This is a genomic window from Rhodanobacter sp. FW106-HT46G03, assembly GCF_058789895.1.
The window spans coordinates 1-21341 of the sequence record NZ_JBYTCC010000001.1 but is presented as its reverse complement, the minus strand read 5'-3'; the positions used below and the strand labels follow the sequence as shown (position 1 = coordinate 21341).

Below are 21341 nucleotides of genomic sequence, written 5' to 3'. Positions count from 1 at the left end.
TGGAACTACCACGGTTTCAACGTCGCCCAGCGACAGGAGGCAGCCATGTCACTTTACGCAGCGATCGATTTGCATTCCAGCAACAGCGTGTTGGCGGTCATGGACGGCGAGGGCAAGCCGGTGCTGTGCCGTCGGCGCCCCAACGATTTGCCGCGCCTGCTGGCGGACTTGGCCCCGTACCGGGACGAGCTGGTCGGTGTGGCGGTGGAGTCCACCTACAACTGGTACTGGCTGGTTGATGGCCTGATGGACCATGGCTATGCCGTCCATCTGGTCAACACCACGGCGATTCCGCAGTACGACGGCCTCAAGCACGGCGACGACGACAGCGACGCGCTGCACCTGGCCCAGTTGATGCGCCTCGGCTTACTACCGGAGGGCTACATCTATCCCCGCGCGCAGCGCGGCACCCGCGACCTGCTGCGTCGACGCTTCAGTTTGGTGCGGCAGGCGGTGCGGTTGATGCTGTCGATCCAGTCCAGTTTCAGTCGCAGCACAGGCAAACAGCTGTCGGCCGACCAGTTGCGACAGCTGACGCCGTCGCAACTGGTCGACCTGTTTCCCGATCTTTCCACTCGTTTCGGCGTGCTGATCCAGTTCAAGCTGTGGCTCACCCTGCAGGAACAGATCACCACCTTGGAACGCTGGATTCACAAGGACGTGGTACGACCGGATCTGCTTGGGCGCCTGCAAAGCGTGCCGGGCATTGGTCCGATCCTGGGCACGACCATCCTGCTGGAGAGCGGTGCCATCGAGCGCTTCGCTTCCGTTGGTGACTACGCCTCGTACTGCCGCATGGTCGAGAGCGTGCGGCTGTCCAACGGCAAGCGAAAGGGGCATGGCAACCGCAAGTGCGGCAATCGCTACCTGTGCTGGGCGTTCATGGAAGCGGCCAACTATGCGGTGCGCTTCGATCCGTCGATCCGGCGCTGGTACGAGCGCAAGCGTGCCCGCAAGCACCGCGTCGTGGCGATCAAGGCTGTTGCGCACAAGCTGGCCCGCGCCTGTTACCACATGCTGCACGAAGGCACGGCGTTCGATCTCACGCGCGCCTTCGGCTGATCACGCTGACGGTCGCAGGCCGGAAACGGGGTGTGGCTTCGAGCCAGCAAACCTGAAAGGTCGCGGCCGTCGGCACCCGTGTTGGACGCAAGACCGCACGCGGACCGAGCCACAAAAGGTTGGGCCTTGAGCCCGTGATCCTGTGCCACGCATGTCGTGCACCTGGACGGGATCCGCGATGACCGATGAGTGTTTGGCAAGCAACAAGGGCCGCTGATGCGGCCCTAACCAGAACGGTGACTGGCGCGATCTTCGCGCCGCATGAAACACAGCGGCTGGTGGTCAGCGGCAAGGCGGGCACCTGCCCTTCGGCGCGGCCGGAGAAGAGCAAGTGCGTGCCTATTGACCCGGACGGCGAAATGGTGACCCCTTTTTTTCGGTTGGAATGAATAGTTAGGTTGTAGGTGTATCGAGTTTGTGAGTGGAAATGATAATACCGAGCGCCTTGATTGCCTGGAACTCGATTGTTGCTCCGGCCTTGTACGTGACGTCAAGCCGCGAATTGGACAGCCAGTGTAGGGTAACGGCTGTGACGCCTGATGGGTATGCCGACTCATTTGTGAAGCTAAGAACGAGGACTGGCCGCGCCACTTTCGTTTGCTCCACGTACACCGAAGTACCGACCCAATTGTTGCCCGGGCCGGCAACTTGGGTAGTACTTGCGGTTGCGGCCAGCTGCCCGTCGGGCGACATGGCCTTAGCAGACCAGATGATTGCGTCAGCACTACCGCACCCGGCCAAGATGGCGCAGACGAAAACGACGGCCGGAAGTGAAACTCGCATACCACCCCCTACAACCTAACGCCTGAGTTAAACGGCGCGCGGTACGCGCGTCCGCTTGGATGAGTTGTTAGGCCGGGTAGTTGAATGTTGTTGCACTTGGCTCCTCCATGAAATTTCCGATTAGCTTCCATCGTGATTGATCAGGCGCTGCTGCAAAGATGAACCAAAGAGCTGCGATGTCAAGCGGCGGAAGCTGGATACTTGCGGGAAGGAAGCGGCCATTTCGGTTGAGAAATACTGCAACCGTAAGGTTGCAAGAAGAGTATTTACTCAGACCGTTGACGAGATCTTGGACGGTTGAGGTTGGGTTCAATGACTCAGGCACCAATTCCTTCAGTTGGACTGGCGCGAAATGCTGGTTCTCGTCCGACTGCCATGTGGCTATGAAGTCGTAGTCCGAGGCCTCAACTGGCGCAAAGTAGACAGACTGTTCGATGCGGCAAGACATGCCATGACAAAAAAGTGCAGCTTGCCTGTATTCGCGAACTTTCTTGAGCTTGTTCGTGCGGAGGTGGCGGGCCTCGGGAGCGAGGTCAGCACCAGCAATGCTCTCCTCGATAGTGCGAAGTTCTCGCAGCACTACCGCCGGATCTCGATAGGTGAGCTTTTTAGCTTCGTTGAGCGCTGCTCGATCCATATTGGCCTAACACGTGAGTTAAGCCGCGCCGCGAAGCCGCGTCGGCTTGGACGAATTGTTAGGCCTCAGGCGCGGGATTGGCGGACGCCGTTCGGCGAGCGCGTAATACCATCCAGTACAAGAGCAACAATGCAGAGGCAGCGCCCGTTGCAAAGAGTGCAACGACACTGCTTCTTAGGATTGCGTTTAGAGTCTTTCCAGCTGGGTCCGACCATGCCAGCCGATCAAGCCCCTCTTCGCTACTTTCGATTCTGCTTTGAAGATCGGCCCGCATAGAGCGATAAGCGTCTTGTTCCGTGGAAAGGAGTGCACGACTCTTGTACGGCTCAGTCGTCGATCGTGCCAGGTAAGCCTCCTCGGCATTTTTGCAGTAAAGGCCGGCCAGAGACTCCTCTGCTTTTGTGGCATCAATGCATTCCGATACTAAGTCGCGTGCATATCGTAGAAGGTTTTGCTCAGTACCGAGTGCCAGTTCTTTATTGTGAAGAGCTGTGTTTTCCCTTGAGCTTTCAAGCAAGCCGTCCACATAAAAGTAGCTTGCTCCAAAAAACACGAAAGCCACAGAAAATATCAGGGCCAACGTACGCACGATGGAGGGTGCAGCCCAGTGCGAAACCTTGTCGAGAATGTCCCTGATGGCCTGCAGCTGCTCACTCGCATCCTTCACGTTGATAGTCATGGTTTGATCCTGAGGCCTAACGCTTAGTAGTCCCCAGATACGGGGAATAACGCCGATACTCCTCCACGCGATCGCACTGGTCAAGTCACGGTATTCTCCACTTTTTCATACACTTACCTAGCCCCCGGCCCACAAGGCCACCGCCGCGAATCCGACGTATCCGACGAATCCGGGGCATAACGCTTTATCGCCTCGAATACGGAGATATGCGCGGCGACCCGTTCGCGGCAACGTTCACCACGGCATCACCAGACCGGCCTCGGCCAGCATGCGCACATCTGTTGGCCATCTCGAATGGCATCGGCGCGAATCTAGGCAAACCATGCTGGCTGGGGTCGGCCGTGGTGGTGAAGTTCTCGGCTGCTGCCTCACTACGCAACAATGGGGTTCGTTTGGTATCCATGGCGAATAGGCTGGCGTTTGCGGAAGCGTTGCCCCGTGTTCCGAGTTTCGTTGGGGCTCCCGGCGAGGGTAGCCCTTCGCCCGGGCCGGAAGCTGGGCCCTTTCGCCGGGATGGTTACCCTCTCCCTGCTGCTGCCTGCGGGAGACGAACAGATGACGCGATCCCGTGCATATTGAAGCCGCGACCGGCGATCCCCACCTCGGTAGTTCAACCCTCGGAGTTTCCATGGAATCCTTCCACGCCACCACCATCATCAGCGTGCGCCGCGGCGACAAGGTCGTGATCGGCGGCGATGGGCAGGTCACGCTGGGCAACATCGTGGCCAAGTCGAATGCGCGCAAGATCCACCGGCTGGGCAAGGACCAGAACGTACTGGCCGGGTTTGCCGGTGCCACGGCGGATGCGTTCACGCTGTTCGAGCTGTTCGAGCAGAAGCTGGACAAGCACGGCAACAACCTCACCCGCGCGGCGGTGGAGATGGCGAAGGAGTGGCGCACCGACCGTCGCCTCGGACGGCTGGAAGCCATGCTGGCGGTGGCGGATCGCGAGGCCTCGCTGCTGATCTCCGGCAACGGCGACGTGCTGGAGCCCGAGCACGGCCTGATCGCGATCGGTTCCGGCGGCCCGTACGCGCAGTCCGCCGCACTGGCGCTGATGGAAAACACCGATCTCGACGCGCGCGCCATCGTCGAGCGCTCGTTGAAGATCGCCGGCGACATCTGCATCTACACCAACCACACGACGGCCATCGAAGAGCTGGCCATCGGCAACAGCGGCTAGCAGTCCGCCGCGTACCGCCCTCCCCGTTTTCCGTCTCCCCTTTCCGGCACAGCCATGTCCGAACTCACCCCCCGCGAAATCGTCAACGAACTCGACCGCTACATCATTGGCCAGCAAGGCGCGAAGCGTGCGGTGGCGGTGGCGTTGCGCAACCGCTGGCGCCGGATGCAGCTGGCGCCGGAGATGCGCGACGAGGTGACGCCGAAGAACATCCTGATGATCGGCCCGACCGGCGTCGGCAAGACCGAGATTGCGCGGCGACTGGCGACGCTGGCAAACGCGCCGTTCGTGAAGGTGGAGGCGACCAAGTTCACCGAGGTGGGCTACGTCGGCAAGGATGTGGAATCCATCGTGCGCGACCTGGCCGACGTGGCGTACAAACTCACCCGCGCGCAAGCGGCGACGCGCGTACGTTCGCAGGCGGAAGACCGCGCGGAGGATCGGATCCTGGATGCGCTCTTGCCGCGCCGCCAGCAGCCGGCGGACTGGAGCCACGACGCGCCGGCCGCGCCGGCGAGCGACGCCGACACCCGACAGAAGCTGCGCAAGCAGTTGCGCGAGGGCAAGCTGGACGAGCGCGAGATCGAGCTGGATTTCTCCATGAACGTCGGTGTGGAAATCATGTCGCCGCCGGGCATGGAGGAAATGGGCGCGCAACTGCGCCAGATGTTCCAGAACCTCGGCGGCGCCAAGACGCAGAGCCGCAAGCTGGCGATCAAGGCGGCGCGGCCGCTGCTGATCGACGAAGAGGCCGGCAAGCTGTTGAACGACGAAGAAGTGCGCGCGCAGGCGATGGAAGCCGCCGAGCAGAACGGCATCGTGTTCATCGACGAGATCGACAAGGTGGCGCAGCGCAGCGACTACGGCCACTCCGGCGTGTCGCGCGAAGGCGTGCAGCGCGATCTCTTGCCGCTGATCGAAGGCTCGACGGTGGCGACCAAGTACGGCCCGATCAAGACCGACCACATGCTGTTCATCGCCTCCGGCGCGTTCTCGCTGGCCAAGCCGTCGGACCTGATTCCCGAGCTGCAGGGCCGGTTGCCGATCCGCGTGGAGCTCTCCGCACTCAGCGTGGATGATTTCAAGCGCATTCTGCGCGAGCCGCACAACGCGCTCACCAAGCAGTACGCCGCGCTGCTGTCGACCGAAGGCGTGACGCTGGAATTCACCGACGACGGCATCGACCGGCTTGCCGAGGTGGCGTTCCAGGTGAACGAGCGCACCGAAAACATCGGCGCGCGGCGCCTGCACACGGTGATGGAGCGGCTGCTCGAACAGATCTCCTACGAGGCCGCCGACAAGAGCGGCGAAACCTGGCGCATCGACGCCGCGCAGGTGGACCAGAGCCTTGGCAACCTGAGCCGCGACGAGGATTTGAGCCGCTACATCCTCTGACCCTTCGCCGCCGGCGGTTCGGTCCGGTGCTGGCGCGCCAGCGCCGAGAGCAGCGCGCGCAATGCCGCCGGGCGCACCGGCTTGTGCAGCAACGGGTAGCCCAGCGCCCGCGCGCGCTGCTTGAGCGCGGTGCTGCCATCGGCGGTGATCAACGCGGTGGGTGGCAACGGGTTGCGCACCTTGCGCAAGTCCTGCAGCGCGTGCAGGCCATCGGTGTCGTCGGCCAGGTGGTAGTCGGCGAGGATCAAATCGACCGGGCCGCGCCTTAGCTCTTGCGCCGCGCTCGCCACGTTGCTGGCGGTGCGGCAATCCACGCCCCAGCGGCTGAGCAGCGCGCGCATGCCGTCGAGAATGGCGACGTCGTCGTCCAGGCACAGCACGGTCAACGGCAATTGTTCGTCGCTGCCGGCACGGCGCACGCCCTGGCGCCGCACTGGTGCCGCCGCCGCGCGCGGCACGGTCACCGCAAAGCAGCTGCCGTGGCCTGGGCACGAATGCAGCGCAAGCTGATGGCCGAGCATGGCCGCGATGCGGTCGCAGATCGACAAACCCAGCCCGAGGCCTTTTTCGCCCCACGGCGAGGGCTGATCGAGCCGCTGGAACTCGCCAAAGATGCGCGCCTGCTGATCGGCGGCAATGCCCGGCCCGGTGTCCCACACCTCGATGCGCACGCCTGCGCCGGCGCGCCGCGCGCCCAGCAGCACGCCACCCTCCGGCGTGTAGCGGAAGGCGTTGGAGAGGAAGTTTTGCAGGATGCGGCGCAGCAGTTGCGGGTCACTGCGCACAGCGAGTTTTGTCGGTACCACGGTCAGGCGCAGGTCGCGCTGCTCGGCAAGCACGGCAAACTGGGTGTGCAGCGAATCGAATATCTCGCTCAAGGCCAGGCTGGTCGGTTCCGGGTGGTAGCTGCCCACGTCGAGGCGCGAAGTGTCGAGCAATGCGTCGAGCAAATCCTCGGCCGCGCGGAACGCAGCGTCGATGCGCTCGGCAAGCTGGCACGATTCGGCATCCAGCTGCGGCTGCGCGCGCAATGCCGACGTGAACAACCGCGCGGCGTTCAGGGGTTGCAGCAAATCGTGGCTGGCGGCGGCGAGAAAGCGCGTCTTGGAAACGTTCGCCGCTTCGGCCACGCGCCGCGCCTGTGCGGTGGCCACCAGCGCCTCGGAGAGCTCCGCCGTGCGCTTTTCGACCCGCTGCTCCAGGGTCTCGTTCGCCTCGATCAACGCCTGTTCGGCACGTTTGTAGGCGGTGACGTCGGTATAGGTGGTGACGTAGCCGCCGCCAGGCAGCGCGCGGCCGCGCATTTCGATGGTGGAGCCGTCGGCGCGCACGCGCTCGAACACGTGCGGCGTGCCGGCGCGCAGGTGACCGATGCGCTTTTGCACGTGGCCGTCCACTTCGCCCGGCCCGCACTCGCCATGCTCGGCGTTCCAGCGGATCAGCTCGGCCACCGGCACGCCGACATACACCATGCCGTCGGGGTAGCCGAAGAGTTCCAAGTAACGCCGGTTCCACGCCACCACGTGCATCTGCGCATCCACCACGCTGATGCCTTGCGACACGTTTTCCAGCGTGCTGGACAGGAGTTCCCGGTTGAAGCGCAGCTCCTGCGAGGCCTCGTCCATCAGCGCCATCGCCTCGGCAATGTCGAGCCCGGAGCCGGACAGCCCGCTCATCAGGATGCGCCGTGCGCTGGCGGCACCGACCGCACCGGCGAGCAGGCGCTCGGTGTGCTGGATCAGCGCGCGGTCGGCCGACTCGCCCGGCTGCAAGGCCTTGCCGCGGCGCCGCTCATAATCGGCGAACGCGCGCTCGGTGCCGCGCTTGCCGACGATGCGGGTAGCGATGGTGCGCAGGTCGGCCACCACCACGCGTCCCCGCCAGTCGCCGGCGCCGCCGCGCTTGGCCGCGTACGGGTGCACGAACAGCGCGGCGTGCAGACGGTCTTCCAGGCTGGGCCGCCAGCGCAGCGATACGAACACCAGGCAACTCACGTTGACCGCCAGCGACCACAAGGTGCCGTGCAAGAGCGGCGTGGCGTTGCTGCCCAGCTGGAACAGATCCTGCGGCCGCAGCCACGCCAACCCGAGCGGGCCTTCCTGCTGCCAGGTGCCGACGTGCAGCATGGCCGGCAGCAGCAGGGTGTACAGCCACACCGCGAAACCGGCGAGCATGCCGGCGGCGATGCCGTGCCGGCTGGCGCCGCGCCAGTACAGCGCGGCAATGATCGCCGGCGCGAGCTGGGCCACGGCGACAAACGCCAGGAGGCCGGTGGCCGCAAGGTTTTCGGTATCGGCCACCAGCCGGTAATAGCCGAACGCCATCGCCACCAGCACCACGATCGCGATGCGTCGCACGCGCAGCACCAGGGTGGACAGATCGCTGCGGCGATCCAGCTCGAGATGGCGCAGGCGCAGCAGTGCCGGCATCACCAGGTCGTTGCTGATCATGGTGGACAACGCGACCGCAGCCACGATCACCATGCCGGTGGCGGCCGAGAACCCGCCCACGAATGCCAGCAGCGTCATCCCGTGGTTGTTCAGCGCCAGCGGCAGGTTCAGCACCCAGGCGTCGGCCAGGCCATCACGCACCAGCGGCAGCTGGGTGCCGGCGGCAACGATCGGCAGCACCGCCAGGCTCACGATCAGCATGTACAGCGGATAGAGCCAGCGCGCGTGCCGCAGGTCGTTGGTGTCCTCGCACTCCACCACGCCGATCTGGAACTGGCGCGGCAGGCAGAACATCGCCACGAACGCGAGCCCGGTCTGCACGAAGAACAGCGCCGGGATGTCCTGGTCGAAACCGGCCGCAACGTGCTGCGTGGTGGGCGCGATGCCCGGCCCGTGCTTCAGCGCGAACAGCGCCAGCGCAACGAACGCCACCAGCTTGATGAGCGACTCGAGCGCGATCGCCAGCACCATGCCGTGATGATGCTCGGTGGCGTCGATGCTGCGCGTACCGAACAAAATGGCGAACACCGCGAGCATGCCGCCGCACCACAGCGCCGGGTCGGTCAACAGCGCGCTGCGCAGGCCCGGCGGCTTGCCGCCCAGCACCGCAAACGACATCGCCACCGCCTTGAGCTGCAACGCGATGTACGGCAGCACGGCGACCACGGCAATCACCGCCACCACCGCCGCCAGGCCGTGCGACTTGCCGAAGCGCGCGCCGATGAAGTCGGCGATCGAGGTGATGTTGCGCTGGCGCGCCACTTCCACCAGCCGGCGCATCAGCCCGAAACCGAAGATCAGGAACAGCGCCGGACCGAGGTAGATCGGCAGATAGGCCAGGCCCTCGCGCGCCGCCGTGCCGACCGCGCCGTAGAACGTCCACGACGAGCAGTACACGGCCAGTGCGAGGCTGTAGATGATGGGCCGCAGGCGCGGCTGGCGCGGATACAGCGGCCGGCGATCGCCAAACCACGCCACGCCGTAGAGCAGGCCCACGTAGCCCAGCGCAACAAGCAGCAGTAGCCAACCGGCGATCAAGCGTGATTTCCCCGCATGCCATGCCCAGGGCGCGACGCGACTTGTGCCGCGCAGCCGCCATCCGCCAGCATGGGTGCATGCACGCAACTGGCGAAGTCAGGACGATCAAGGTAGCAGAGCCCCTGCGGCCTGACGAGATTCACGTGTGGCGGGTGGCGCGCCCCAAAGGCGTGCGACGCGAGCCCCTGCTCGCGCTTTTGGCGGGCTACCTTGGGGTGGCGGTGGGTGACGTGGCGCTGGCGACGGGCGAACATGGCCGGCCGGAGCTCGCCGGGCCACTCGCCGGCCGGCTCGATTTCAACTGGTCGCACAGCGGCGAGCTGGCATTGGTGGCGCTCGCACATGGGGTGGCGCCGGGGATCGACATTGAGCTGGTGCGCACGCGCGCCAGCGCGTTGGAGATTGCCGAGCGGTTTTTCACCCACGCGGAATCCGCCTGGCTGCGCTCGCTGGAGGGCGAACGCCAGCAGCGCGCCTTCTTTGAGTTGTGGACGGCGCACGAGGCGGTGCTGAAGGCTACCGGGAAAGGGATTTCGTTCGGTCTCGACCGGCTGGCCTTCGCCGCCACCGCGCAAGGCATGGCGCTGTGCCACCTCGATGGCGACGACCCGGCGGCGTGGCACGTGCACCCGCTCGAGGTTGGCGCCGCCGCGGTGGCGACGCTGGCGTGGCGCGGCGCCCCGCGGCGCATTCGCTGCTACCCGCTTGCCCCGTAGCGCCAATCGCGGCAGTGTGCATAGTCCGTTTCCCACGCGTGTGCCCTGCATGACCCTGCTCAGCGTCAACCTCAACAAGATTGCCGTGTTGCGCAACTCGCGCGGCGGCAGCGAACCCGATATCTGCCGCGCCGCGCAAACCTGCATCGAAGCCGGCTGCGGCGGCATCACCGTGCATCCGCGCCCGGATCAGCGTCACGTGCGCCCCGGCGACGTGCGGGCCCTGGCCGCGATGCTGCGCGGGCGGGTGGAATACAACATCGAAGGCAATCCGTTTGCCGCCGCACGCGGCGACTACCCCGGCCTGATTGCGCTGGCGCGCGAGGTGCATCCCGCGCAAGTGACGCTGGTGCCGGACAGCGACGGCCAGATCACGTCCGACCACGGCTTCACGCTCGCGCGCGATCTCGACACGCTGCGCCCGGTGGTGGCCGAGCTCAACGCCCTGGGCTGCCGGGTCAGCCTGTTCGTCGGCACCGAGCCACAGGACTTCACCCTGGCCAAGGGCATTGGCGTCGCGCGCATCGAAATCTACACCGGCCCGTACGCCGAAGCCTTCGCCGCCGGCAACCCGGATGCCTTGCTCGCCACCTGCGCCAACACCGCGCGGCTGGCGATGAACGCCGGCCTCGCCGTCAACGCCGGCCACGACCTGAGCCAAGCCAACCTCGGCGCCTTCAAGGCCGCCATTCCTGGCTTGGCCGAGGTTTCCATCGGTCACGCCCTGATCGGCGAGGCGCTGTACCAGGGCCTGGCCACCACCGTGCGCAACTATCTGCAGATTTTGCGCTGAGCAGCCGGCGGCGCCCGTTGCCTGGTTCCATTGCTGGTGGGTCGGGATTTATCCCGCCGAGGCCCTTCGCAAAGAGCCGGTCGGGCTGAAACCCGACGCAGCCTTTCGCAAGAAGCCGGTCGGGATAAATCCCGCCCGCCCCACGGAAACATTGCCACTCGCCGCAGGCAGCTTTCCAAATCCCACATCCCCAATACCAACCCGCAAAAACGCCAACCCCCGCACGGGGCGGGGGTTGGCGCGGGTAACGCGGTCGAGCGGTATTACTGGTTGTCGCCTTCGGTGAAACCGATCTTGACCAGGTTGTACTGCTTGGCGTCGGCCAGCACGGTAGCGACGTACTGGTACGCGACGGCGTCCGCAGCCTTGATCTGGATTTCCGGCTGGTTGGTCTGCTGCGCCACCACCGCGAACTGCGCCTTGAGGCCGTTCTCGTCCACCGGCGTGTTGTTCCAGTAGAGCGCGCCGCCCTGGTCGATCTTGAGATTGATCGGCTCCGGCGGGTTCTCCGGCTGGTGCACGTTGGGGTTGGGCTGGGGCAGATCGATCTTGATCTTTTCCAGCGGGATCGGCGCCGTGATCATGAAGATGATCAACAGCACCAGCAGCACGTCGACCAGCGGCGTGACGTTGATTTCGGCCATCGGGCCGGAGGATTTCTGCACACCTGCCATCGTTACTGCTCCCCGGCGCTCGGCAACGGCGCTTGCGTCATGAAACCGACATGCACCATGCCCTGGCCCTTGGCATCACCGATGGCCTTGCGCACCACCTTCCATTCGATGTTCTTGTCGGCACGAATCTGCAGCTCCGGCTGCGGCGATTTCTGCGCCTCGATCGCCAGCTGGCCCTTGAGCTCCTGCTCGGACACCTGGTGATCCTGGTAGTACATCGTGCCGTCTTCCTTGATGGCGAGGTCGAGCGGGGGCGTATCGATTTTCGCCTCGTCGCTCTTGGGGTTGGCAAGCGGCACCGTGACGGTGATCGGATGCGACATCAAGGGCGCGGTGATCATGAAGATGATCAGCAGTACCAACATCACGTCGACCAGCGGCGTGACGTTGATATCCGACATCGCGCCGCCATCGGAATTTGCGGCCATGATTCGGTTCCTCGCTGATTACTTGACGCGCGAGCCGGTCGCGAAGAAGTCGTGCAGGTCATGCGCGAATTCATCGAAGCGGGCAAAGATCACGCGGTTCGAGCGGTTGAACGCATTGAAGGCGAACACGGCCGGGATGGCGGTGAACAAGCCGATGGCGGTCATGATCAGCGCTTCGCCGACGGGGCCGGCCACGGCGCTCATCGAGGCGTTGCCGGTGGCGGCAATGCGGATCAAGGCGTGGTAGATGCCCCACACGGTACCGAGCAGGCCGACGTACACGGCGGCGGAACCGACGGTGGCGAGCAGCGTCAAGCCGGTTTCCATCCGCAGCGTTTCGCGGGCCACGGCCTGGCGCAAGGCACGGTCGAGGAACTCGGAGCGGCTGAGCGACTGGGCCAGACCGTTGTTCTCGGCTACCGCCTGCTGGTGATGGGCCACCGCAGCCGCGGCGTCCAGCGCGATCTTGGAGAACGGTTCGCCCTTGGGCTGGGCTTCGAGCTCGCGGATGGCATCCTGCGTGGAGGGGTTGCCCCAAAACGCATCGATCACCTTGTTGGCGCGCGACGACACCACGAAATTGCGGATGGTGTTGGCGATGATGAAGTACCACGACAACAGCGAGAGCACCACCAAGACGACGAAGACGATCCAACCCAAAGCGTCGAAGTTCTCGGCGAGGTTGGCGAAGCCCATCTGCTTCATGGCTTCCGAATTGGTGTTGCCGGTTGGTGCAGGAGTCTGTAGGAACATAACGCTACCCTTGGAAAGTCAGGCGGGAACGGTGAGGACGGTAACCGGTATTACAGGTTGTTGAGGTTGAAAGTGACGGGCACGCGGGCGTAACCCTCCACCTTCTTGCCATTCTTGACTTCGGGATTGAAGCGCCACTTGCGTGCCGCCTCGATCGCCGCGCGATCAAGCTCGTGGTATCCGCTGGACTTGTCCACCTGGATGTCCTTCGGCGAACCGTCAACGCCCACCAGGATCAGCAACGTCACGGTACCTTCGTGGCGCTGGCGGATGGCCTGCGGCGGATACTTCGGCTGGATCCGGCTGTTGTAGCTGAGATCCGAACCAGCGGCGATATCCGCGGGCGGCGCCGGGGGTGCCGGCGGCGCGGGCGGCGCTGCGGCCACCGCGTTTTGCGACACCTCGGAAACCGGCGGCGGTGGAGCCGGCGGCGGCGGAGTCGGCGGCGGAACCACCTGCTTGATGATCTTCGGCGGCGGCTGCTTGGGCGGCTCCGGCGGCGGCGGCGGCGGCGGCGGCGGCGGCGGCGGCGGTTCGATGAAGTTCACCTGCACGATCTGATCTTTCTTGACGTGCTTCTGGGTGCCGGACGCCATTGGCGCCATCAGCACGAGGAACGCGAAAGCATGCAGACCGATGGCAAACGCCAACGCCAGGGTGCGCTTCCAACTGAACCCCTCGCGCTCTGTGTCTTCGTTACTTGAGGCCATCTGGGACTAATCGGGAACTGGGAACGGAGAAAGCGTTGCCGCAAGCTTGCCGAGTGTCGTCCGACCTATGGACGGCATCGACCGCTTGGGCTACGCAGGGAAGGTTCGAACGGTACAACAGCATTCGGCTTTTGTATAGCACCCATGCCTTGGTCGAATGGACGTCCATTTGCAAACATGGGTGCGGCAGCCGCCTGCTTACTTGCCAGCGGCCTGCTTGCGCAGCCAATCCTGGGCCTTGGCCGCGGTTTCCGGATCCTTGGCGGCCGCCTTCATGGCGGCGATCGCCGCCGGCTTGTCCTTGAGCTGGCGGTTCGACTCGGCAAGCAACATGTAAGTGTTGCCCTTGTGCTTGACGCCCTTGGCCAGCGCCTTGGTGAGCCAGGTGCGGGCATCGCCAAACTTCTGCTGCTGGAAGTAGACGCGGGCGATGGAGTTGTCGAGCTCGCCATCGGTCGCCAGCGGGGCGCCCTGCTGGTAGTAGCCCAACGCCTTGGCATCGTTCTCGCCGATGGCGGCAGCGTCGCCGGCGAGCTTGTAGTGGTCGGCGCTGGGCTTGATCGCGCCCTTGGCCACGCCATCGTCGAACACCTTGAGCGCATTGGCGCTGCCGGTCTTCAGATCGCCGCCGTTTTGCGCCTGCAGCAGGTAGGCCTTGACCAGGTTGACCCAGTCGCCCTCGTCCTTCAGCGCGCCATTGGTGCGCCCCTGCTCCAGCACCTTGATGGCGCCGGCGTAATCCTGTTGCTGCAGGAGGATGGCGCTGGCGTTGTGCAGCATGCCGCTGTCGGTCGGGTTCTTTTCATATTCGGCCACCGCCATCTTCGCCGCGTCGGCACCCTGCCCCGATTCGGCATAGCTCGCCATCAGGATCTGGTTCCAACTGTCCTTCGGCTTGTCGGTCAGCGACTTGGCCTTCTGGATGGCCGCAATCGCTTCCGGATATTTGTTGAGGCGGTAGTAGTCGTTGCCCGCGAGTGCATAGGAGTCGGCGGTTTCGCGCTTGCCCTCATCGCGCCACTTCTGCAGCGTGTCGAGCGAGGCCTGGTATTGCTGGTCCGCCTGGTAAAGCTGGGCCAGCTCGTACATCAGGCCGAAATAGGTGTCGTTGGGCATCACGCCGATGTCGATCGACTTTTTCAGCATGCTGATCGCGGTCTTGACATCGCCCGCATTGAAATTGACGTTGGCGAGGCCTTGCAGGGCAATCGCCTGCGCGTACTTGCTTTTGCTGCTGTCGATGATCGGCTGCAGCAGCTGTTCCGCCTTGGCCTTGTCCCCGCCATTGACCGCGTCCAGACCTTCGTTCAGCGTCTTCTGTTCTTTTGCGCTGGTGAGATCCAGCTTGGGCGCAACCCGGGTGGTGTTGGGGTATTCGGTCTTCTGCGGTGCCGGCTTGTCCTTTGCACAAGCGGGTGCCGCGGCAAACGTCAAGGCCAGCGCGGCGCCAGCGAGCATGGTGAACAAGGGCGTGTGCTTCATGACGATCCTCGTGTCGGGTGGTGGTTTACGCGCAACGGCGTAGGGGATCGCAGAGCCTACTCTGACGCCGCGGTGAATGACAAGCGGCGTTGCGGCAAAAAAGCTCTTGCGAGATCAACCACTTGCGCGCGTACACGCCATACCCTCACGCACGGCACGGCCGGTGCGTGAGGCGAGGGGCGGCGGCGCAGCGATCCCTCAAATATCGAGGTTGGCGACCTTGAGCGCGTTTTCCTCGATGAAATCGCGGCGCGGTTCGACCGCTTCGCCCATCAACATCGAGAACATCTGGTCGGCCACGTAGGCATCCTGGATGCCCACCTGCAACATGCGCCGGGTTTCCGGGTTGACCGTGGTTTCCCACAGCTGCTCGGGGTTCATTTCGCCCAGGCCCTTGAAGCGCTGGATGGTGCGGCCCTTCTTGGCCTCGTCAAGCAACCAGCTGCGCACGTCGGCAAACCGCAGGACGCCCCGCGAGGCGTTGCCGCGCTGGATCACGGCGTCGGGCTGGATGAGCCCATCAAGCGCCTGGCTGACCGCGAGGATCGGGCGGAACTCCGGGCCGGCGAGGAACGGGCGCGGCAGCAGCAGCGTATGCGACAGGCCGTGCTGATCACGGGTCACTTCGATGGCGGCCGGATGCTCATCCTGCGCGGGGCGCAAGGCCAGTTGGTAGCGTGGCTTGCCGAGGCCGCGCGTGGCAAGGCTCCGTTCAACGCCAGCCAGCCACCCCTGCATCGCCGCGGCGTCGTCCCACAAGGCGGGCGTCAGCGGCGTGTGTTCGAGCAGCGCGGCCAGCACGCTGGTGTCGAAGCGGTGGCCGAGGCGCTCGATCTGGTCGAGCGCGTGCTGGTAGTCACGCAACAGTTTTTCCAACCGTTCGCCGGTGATCGGCGGCGCATGCGGATCGGCGATGAAGGCGGCGTTGTCGACCGCGCTGGAGATCAGATAGGCGTTGAGCGCCTCGTCGTCCTTGAGGTGGATCTCCTGCTTGCCCTGCTTGAGCTTGTACAGCGGCGGCAGGCCGATGTAGACGTGGCCGCGCTCGATCAGCTCCGGCATCTGGCGGTAGAAGAAGGTGAGCAGCAAGGTGCGGATGTGGGCGCCGTCGACGTCGGCATCGGTCATGATGACGATGTGGTGGTAGCGCAGCTTGTCGGGGTTGTAATCCTCTTTGCCGATGCCGGTGCCGAGCGCGGTGATGAGGTTGCCGACCTCGGCCGAGGACAGCATCTTGTCGAAGCGCGCCTTCTCCACGTTGAGGATCTTGCCCTTGAGCGGCAGCACCGCCTGGGTCTTGCGGTTGCGGCCCTGCTTGGCCGAGCCGCCGGCCGAATCGCCCTCGACCAGGAACAGCTCGCACAGCGCGGGGTCTTTCTCTTGGCAATCGGCGAGCTTGCCGGGCAGCCCGGCGATGTCCAGCGCGCCCTTGCGGCGGGTCATTTCGCGCGCCTTGCGCGCCGCCTCGCGGGCGCGCGCCGCGTCGACCACCTTGCCGGCGATGACTTTGGCGTCGTTCGGGTGTTCGAGTAGGAATTCGCCCAGTTTTTCGTTGACCGCCTGCTCCACCGCAGTTTTGACCTCGCTGGAGACCAGCTTGTCCTTGGTCTGCGAGGAGAACTTGGGGTCGGGCGCCTTGACCGAGAGCACCGCGATCAGCCCTTCGCGCATGTCGTCGCCGGAGAGCCCGACCTTGGCGTTCTTCGCCAGGCCTTCCTTTTCGATGTAGTTCTGCAGCGTACGCGTCAGCGCGGCGCGGAAACCGGTGAGATGGGTGCCGCCGTCACGCTGCGGGATGTTGTTGGTGAAGCAGAACATCGTTTCGTTGTAGGCGTCGGTCCACTGCATCGCGACCTCGACCGTGATGCCCCCCGGCTCGCTGGCGGCCAGGCTGATCACGCTCGGGTGCAACGTGGTCTTCATCTTCGCGAGATGCTCGACGAAGGAGCGGATGCCGCCGGAGTACGCAAAGACATCGCGGCGCTCTTCGCCGCGCTGGTCCACCAGCTCGATCCGCACGCCCGAATTGAGGAACGCCAGCTCGCGCAGGCGCTTGGCCAGCACGTCGTACTGGAATTCGATGTTGGTGAAGGTGAGCGTGCTCGGGTGAAAGCGCACCATCGTGCCGCGACGGTCGGAATCAGCCGTGACCTTGAGCGGGTACACCGGCTCGCCCAAGGCGTATTCCTGCTGGTGCTCGTGGCCGTTGCGCCAGATCGTCAGCCACAGGTGGTCGCTGAGCGCGTTGACCACGGAAACGCCGACGCCGTGCAGGCCGCCGGAAACCTTGTACGAATTGGCGTCGAACTTGCCGCCGGCGTGCAGCACCGTCATTACCACTTCGGCGGTGGAAACGCCCTCTTCCTCATGGATGCCCACCGGGATACCGCGGCCATTGTCGGAAACGCTGACCGAACCATCCTCAAGAATGGTGACCACGATGTGGTCGCAAAAGCCGGCCAGGGCCTCGTCAATGGCGTTGTCGACCACCTCGAACACCATGTGATGCAACCCGGTGCCGTCATCGGTGTCGCCGATATACATGCCGGGGCGCTTGCGGACGGCCTCCAGGCCTTTCAGCACCTTGATGTTGCTGGCGTCGTAGTGCGAATTGGCGGGGTTGGTCGGCTCGTTCATGCGGCTTCCGGTTCCTTGTTGGCGACGGACGCATCACGCAAGGGAGGGCCGCGCGACGCAATACGTCATTATAGCAGTCGCGTCACCTGCCCCTGTTCCACGTGAAACAGGCAGTGCGGACGATCACGCAAAGACTCCGGCATGCTGGTACCGGTCACCAGCACCTGGGCCGAGCTTGCTGCCAACAGGTCAACCAGGGTCGCCTGGTGCGCAGCGTCCAACTCCGAAGCAAGATCGTCGAGGCACACGATGGGCCACTCGCCGGTTTGCGCCGCCAGCAACTCGGCCTGCGCCAGCACGCAAGCCAGTGCGGCCAGTTTCTCCTGCCCGCGTGACAAGTGTTCCCGCTGTGGTGCCGCCGCGAACGTCAATGACCAATCGGCACGGTGGGCGCCCGCCGTGGTGTGCCCGCGCCCGAGATCCTTGCCGCGTTGTTCGGCGAGTTGCATCGCCAGGTCGTCCGCTTCGCCCCACCCGCGCCGATAGCGCAACTCCGCCATGCCAAGTTCGGGCAGCAAGGTTTGCGCCGCCGCGAGCAGCAAGGGGCGTAGCGCCGTGAGGTAATCCGCACGCAGGGTATCGATGGCGCGCGCGTGCTGGCCCAACTCCTGTTCCCATGGCGCGTACAGCGCCGAATCAGGTGGCGTTCCCGCGCGCAGCAGGCTGTTGCGCTGACGCAGCGCGCGTTGATAGCGCCGCCACGTTTCCAGGTAACCGTGTTCCACGTGAAACACACCCCAGTCCAGAAACTGGCGGCGTTCCTCCGCGCCACCGGCCATCAGTCCATGCGAACCCGGCTCGAAACAAGTCACCGCACACTCGCCGATCAACACCCCGAGTGCCACCACCTCGCCGTCCAGTCGCGCTTCCCAGCGCGCGCCATCCCGGCCAAGTCCCAGGCGGCGTGCGCTGCCACCGGCGTGCCGTACCTCGGCATAGACCGCAAGTCGGCGTTCACCCCGCGCCAGCAAAGCCTCGCGTGCGCCACTGCGGAACGAACGTGCGTGCGAAAGCACGTAGGCAGCTTCCAGCACGCTGGTCTTGCCGGCGCCATTGGCGCCGATCAGCACGTTGAGGCCATCTCCCAGCGATAAATCCACCGCCCGCAGGCAGCGCACACCCTGCACCCGCAAACGTTCCAGCTTCATGCCGGGCGCGCCATGCGAAAGCGCCGGGATGATGAGTCATCATCCCGGCGCTCGAAGTGGCAGCATGGATCGCCTAGCCCCATCGGTTACAGCCGCAATGGCATGACCACGTGCCGTGCGTCTTCGCTGTCGCTCTCCTGGATCAGGCAACTGGATTGCGCATCACGCAGGCTGAGCTTGACCTTCTCGCCGCGCAACGCGCCCAGCGCGTCCAGCAGATAACCGACGTTGAAGCCGACCGAAAGGTCGTCGACGTGGGTTTCGGCTTCCACTTCTTCCACCGCCTCTTCCTGCTCGGGGTTGTGCGCCACCAGCCGCAGCTTGCCGGGAGACAGCTCAAGCTTCACGCCACGGTATTTCTCGTTGGACAGGATCGCCGCGCGCTGCAGGGCGCCGCGTAGCACTTCGCGATCCAGCACCGCGATCTTGTCCGCCCCCAGCGGAATGACAGCCTCGTAATCCGGGAACCGACCGTCGATCAGTTTGGAGGTGAATGTGACCCCGCCGCGCCGTACGCGCAGGTGGTTGCGGCCGAACTCCAGTTCCACCACGCCGTCGCCGGTTTCCAGCAGCCCAACCAGCTCGTTCACGCCCTTGCGCGGAATGATGATCTGGCGCCGGGTACTGACCGTGGTTGCCAGATTGGTCTCTTTCATGGCCAGCCGGTGACCGTCGGTGGCGACGCAACGCAGACTGTGTTCCTGCAGGTCGAGCAGCATGCCATTCAAGTAATAGCGCACATCCTGGTTGGCCATCGCGAAACTGGTGCGTTCCATCAGGTCGCGCAGCGCCTCTTCGGGCAGCGTCACTTTTTCCACCAGCTCGATCGACTCGATCAACGGGAACTCGCTGGCGGCCAGTGTCGTCAGGGTGAAGCGGCTGCGTCCGGCGCTAACCGCCACGCGTTCCCCGTTCTGCTTGAAATCCACACTGACGCCATCGGGCAGGGCGCGGATGATGTCGAACAGCTTGCGCGCGGGGATGGTGGTTTCGCCGTCCACCAGTTTGTCTGCAGCTGCGGTGGCGATCATCTCCACCTCAAGATCGGTGCCGGTCAGCGAGACCTGGCCGTTGGCGACTTTCACCAGCAGGTTGGCCAGTACTGGCAGCGTTTGTCGGCGTTCGACGACCCCGACCACTTGTTGCAGTGGTTTGAGCAACGCTTCCCGCTGGATGCTGAATTGCATGTGTGCGCGTCCTCTATGCCTGCTGTTCTGTCTTTAAAAAGAGTTGGTAGTTGTTGTGGTCGGCGTGGATAAGTGCATTTCGTCGATTACACCATGTAAATCAATAACCTGCGCTACCTTCATGGGGTGCGGAAGGTGGTTGCGATGGCGTGGACGAAATGTGGACAACTTTGCGTCGGTACTCACCCACCCATTATCCACAGCTTTCCCCCGAGCTTATCAAGAACTTGTGCGACGAGCGGCGAAAAACCTCAACCGGTAAGGGTGCGAATGAGCTGTTCCCAGTCCTGGCGCATGCGGACATCCGATTCGCACAGCTTTTTGATCGTGCGGCAGGCGTGCAGCACCGTGGTGTGGTCGCGGCCGCCAAAGGCCTCGCCAATTTCCGGCAGGCTGTGGTCGGTCAGCTCCTTGGACAGCGCCATCGCCACTTGTCGCGGCCGCGCCAGCGAGCGCACGCGGCGCTTGGAGAGCAGATCCTGCAGGCGGATGTTGAAATACTCGGCCACCATCTTCTGGATGTTGGGTACCGTGATCGCCTGCGCATGGGTGGCCAGCAGGTCGCGCAGGGTTTCCTCGGCGAAATCCGCGGTGATCGGCTTGCCGTAGAAGTTGGCGCGGGCTGCCAGCGTATTGAGCGCGCCTTCCAGGTCGCGCACGTTGGAGCGGATGCGTTTGGCCAAGAGCATGGCCACGTCCTCGCCCAGCGCCACGTTCTTTTCCTGTGCCTTGGATAAAAGAATCGCTGCGCGCGTCTCGAAATCCGGCGGTTCGATCGCCACGGAAAGCCCCCAGCCCAGGCGGGATTTCAGCCGTGGCTCGAGCTTGTCCACCTCTTTGGGGTAACGGTCGCAGGTGAGGATGATCTGCTGCTTGGATTCGAACAACGCGTTGAACGTGTGGAAAAACTCTTCCTGCGTGGTGTCCTTGCCGGCGAAGAACTGGATGTCGTCGATCAAGAGCGCATCCACCGAGCGGAAGCGCAGCTTGAACTGGTCCATGCTCTTGGTGCGCAGCGCCTCGATCATGGAACCCACGAACTGTTCGGAGCGCAGGTACAGCACCTTGCATGCCGGGTTGTTCCGGCACATCAGGTTGCCGGCGGCATGCATCAAATGGGTCTTGCCCAGGCCGGTGCCGCCGTACAGCAACAAGGGGTTGTAGGCGCTGCCGGGGTTTTGCGCCACCTGCATCGCCGCCGCCTTGCCGAGCTGGTTGGATTTGCCTTCGATGAAGGTTTCAAACGTATAGTGCGGGTCGAGATTGTGGTGCCAGGCGGGTTGTGGTGCCGCCGCCGCCGCCGTCGCGCCGTTGCCGGTCGCGCTATGGGCCGGCTCGCGCGCCACGCTGCTGGAGCCCACTTCGAGCCGCACCGCCAGCGGGTGGCCGGCAAGCTGGCCGAGCAGGGTGGTGATCTGCGCCAGGTAGCGTTCGCGTACGGCATCCAGGGTGTACGGGTTCGGCGCATACAGCGCCAGTCCGGCGTCTTCTTCGCGGGCCTGCAGCGGCATCAGCCAGGTATGCAGATCCTCGGCGCTCAATTCGCCTTCCAGACGCTCAAGGCAGCGCCGCCACAGCTCACTCAT

Annotated in this window: 18 protein-coding genes; 6 read left to right on the top strand and 12 right to left on the bottom strand. The window is 64.4% G+C overall.

Annotation, left to right across the window (positions count from 1 at the left end):
* Positions 1 to 45: 45 nt before the first annotated feature.
* The gene (locus AC3WP6_RS00090; protein ID WP_492625766.1) at positions 46 to 1062 is read left to right on the top strand and encodes an IS110 family RNA-guided transposase; all 1017 of its coding nucleotides are present in this window, start codon (positions 46 to 48) and stop codon (positions 1060 to 1062) included.
* 185 nt (positions 1063 to 1247) lie between these two features.
* On the top strand, positions 1248 to 1451 hold the full coding sequence (locus AC3WP6_RS00085) for a hypothetical protein (protein WP_492625765.1): 204 nt from the start codon (positions 1248 to 1250) through the stop codon (positions 1449 to 1451).
* A 461-nt stretch (positions 1452 to 1912) separates the two neighbouring features.
* On the opposite strand, the gene AC3WP6_RS00080 is transcribed toward AC3WP6_RS00085, so the two are convergent.
* Both AC3WP6_RS00080 and AC3WP6_RS00075 read right to left on the bottom strand, forming a co-directional pair.
* A complete protein-coding gene (locus AC3WP6_RS00080; protein WP_492625764.1) occupies positions 1913 to 2482 on the bottom strand; it encodes a hypothetical protein in 570 nt (189 codons plus the stop codon).
* 58 nt (positions 2483 to 2540) lie between these two features.
* Positions 2541 to 3161 (bottom strand): hypothetical protein, encoded by a 621-nt coding sequence (locus AC3WP6_RS00075; protein ID WP_492625763.1) that lies wholly within the window; start codon positions 3159 to 3161, stop codon positions 2541 to 2543.
* Between the two features lie 628 nt (positions 3162 to 3789).
* Here AC3WP6_RS00075 and hslV point away from each other — a divergent pair.
* Positions 3790 to 4344: an ATP-dependent protease subunit HslV gene (hslV, locus tag AC3WP6_RS00070; RefSeq protein WP_492625762.1), complete on the top strand. Its 555-nt coding sequence runs from the start codon at positions 3790 to 3792 to the stop codon at positions 4342 to 4344.
* A 54-nt stretch (positions 4345 to 4398) separates the two neighbouring features.
* Positions 4399 to 5739 carry an ATP-dependent protease ATPase subunit HslU gene (gene hslU, locus AC3WP6_RS00065; protein ID WP_492625761.1) on the top strand — a complete coding sequence of 447 codons (1341 nt, stop codon included), beginning with the start codon at positions 4399 to 4401 and terminating at the stop codon, positions 5737 to 5739.
* On the opposite strand, the gene AC3WP6_RS00060 is transcribed toward hslU, so the two are convergent.
* A complete protein-coding gene (locus tag AC3WP6_RS00060; protein WP_492625760.1) occupies positions 5727 to 9227 on the bottom strand; it encodes a hybrid sensor histidine kinase/response regulator in 3501 nt (1166 codons plus the stop codon). The genes hslU and AC3WP6_RS00060 overlap by 13 nt on opposite strands.
* Before the next feature lie 77 nt (positions 9228 to 9304).
* Between AC3WP6_RS00060 and AC3WP6_RS00055 the strand changes: the two genes are divergently transcribed.
* On the top strand, positions 9305 to 9943 hold the full coding sequence (locus tag AC3WP6_RS00055; RefSeq protein WP_492625759.1) for a 4'-phosphopantetheinyl transferase family protein: 639 nt from the start codon (positions 9305 to 9307) through the stop codon (positions 9941 to 9943).
* A 49-nt stretch (positions 9944 to 9992) separates the two neighbouring features.
* Positions 9993 to 10736, top strand: coding sequence for a pyridoxine 5'-phosphate synthase (locus AC3WP6_RS00050; RefSeq protein ID WP_492625758.1), 744 nt, complete (start codon positions 9993 to 9995; stop codon positions 10734 to 10736).
* Between the two features lie 263 nt (positions 10737 to 10999).
* On the opposite strand, the gene AC3WP6_RS00045 is transcribed toward AC3WP6_RS00050, so the two are convergent.
* The 9 genes from AC3WP6_RS00045 to dnaA all read right to left on the bottom strand — a co-directional run.
* A complete protein-coding gene (locus AC3WP6_RS00045; protein ID WP_492625757.1) occupies positions 11000 to 11410 on the bottom strand; it encodes an ExbD/TolR family protein in 411 nt (136 codons plus the stop codon).
* Between the two features lie 2 nt (positions 11411 to 11412).
* Entirely contained in the window at positions 11413 to 11838 is a 426-nt protein-coding gene (locus AC3WP6_RS00040) for an ExbD/TolR family protein (RefSeq protein WP_492625756.1), read from the bottom strand.
* 18 nt (positions 11839 to 11856) lie between these two features.
* Complete coding sequence (locus AC3WP6_RS00035) at positions 11857 to 12591, bottom strand: MotA/TolQ/ExbB proton channel family protein (RefSeq protein ID WP_492625755.1); 735 nt, start codon at positions 12589 to 12591, stop codon at positions 11857 to 11859.
* A 50-nt stretch (positions 12592 to 12641) separates the two neighbouring features.
* Positions 12642 to 13301 (bottom strand): energy transducer TonB, encoded by a 660-nt coding sequence (locus AC3WP6_RS00030; RefSeq protein ID WP_492625754.1) that lies wholly within the window; start codon positions 13299 to 13301, stop codon positions 12642 to 12644.
* Between the two features lie 198 nt (positions 13302 to 13499).
* Positions 13500 to 14783, bottom strand: coding sequence for a tetratricopeptide repeat protein (locus AC3WP6_RS00025; protein ID WP_492625753.1), 1284 nt, complete (start codon positions 14781 to 14783; stop codon positions 13500 to 13502).
* A 198-nt stretch (positions 14784 to 14981) separates the two neighbouring features.
* On the bottom strand, positions 14982 to 17420 hold the full coding sequence (gene gyrB, locus AC3WP6_RS00020; protein ID WP_492625752.1) for a DNA topoisomerase (ATP-hydrolyzing) subunit B: 2439 nt from the start codon (positions 17418 to 17420) through the stop codon (positions 14982 to 14984).
* Positions 17421 to 17488: 68 nt separating this feature from the next.
* Positions 17489 to 18568, bottom strand: a complete 1080-nt coding sequence (gene recF, locus AC3WP6_RS00015; RefSeq protein ID WP_492625751.1) for a DNA replication/repair protein RecF — start codon at positions 18566 to 18568, stop codon at positions 17489 to 17491.
* Positions 18569 to 18654: 86 nt separating this feature from the next.
* Positions 18655 to 19755 carry a DNA polymerase III subunit beta gene (gene dnaN, locus AC3WP6_RS00010; protein ID WP_492625750.1) on the bottom strand — a complete coding sequence of 367 codons (1101 nt, stop codon included), beginning with the start codon at positions 19753 to 19755 and terminating at the stop codon, positions 18655 to 18657.
* Positions 19756 to 20006: 251 nt separating this feature from the next.
* Positions 20007 to 21341, bottom strand: a 1335-nt coding sequence (gene dnaA / locus AC3WP6_RS00005) for a chromosomal replication initiator protein DnaA (RefSeq protein WP_492625749.1), incomplete at its 5' end; no start/stop codon positions are given.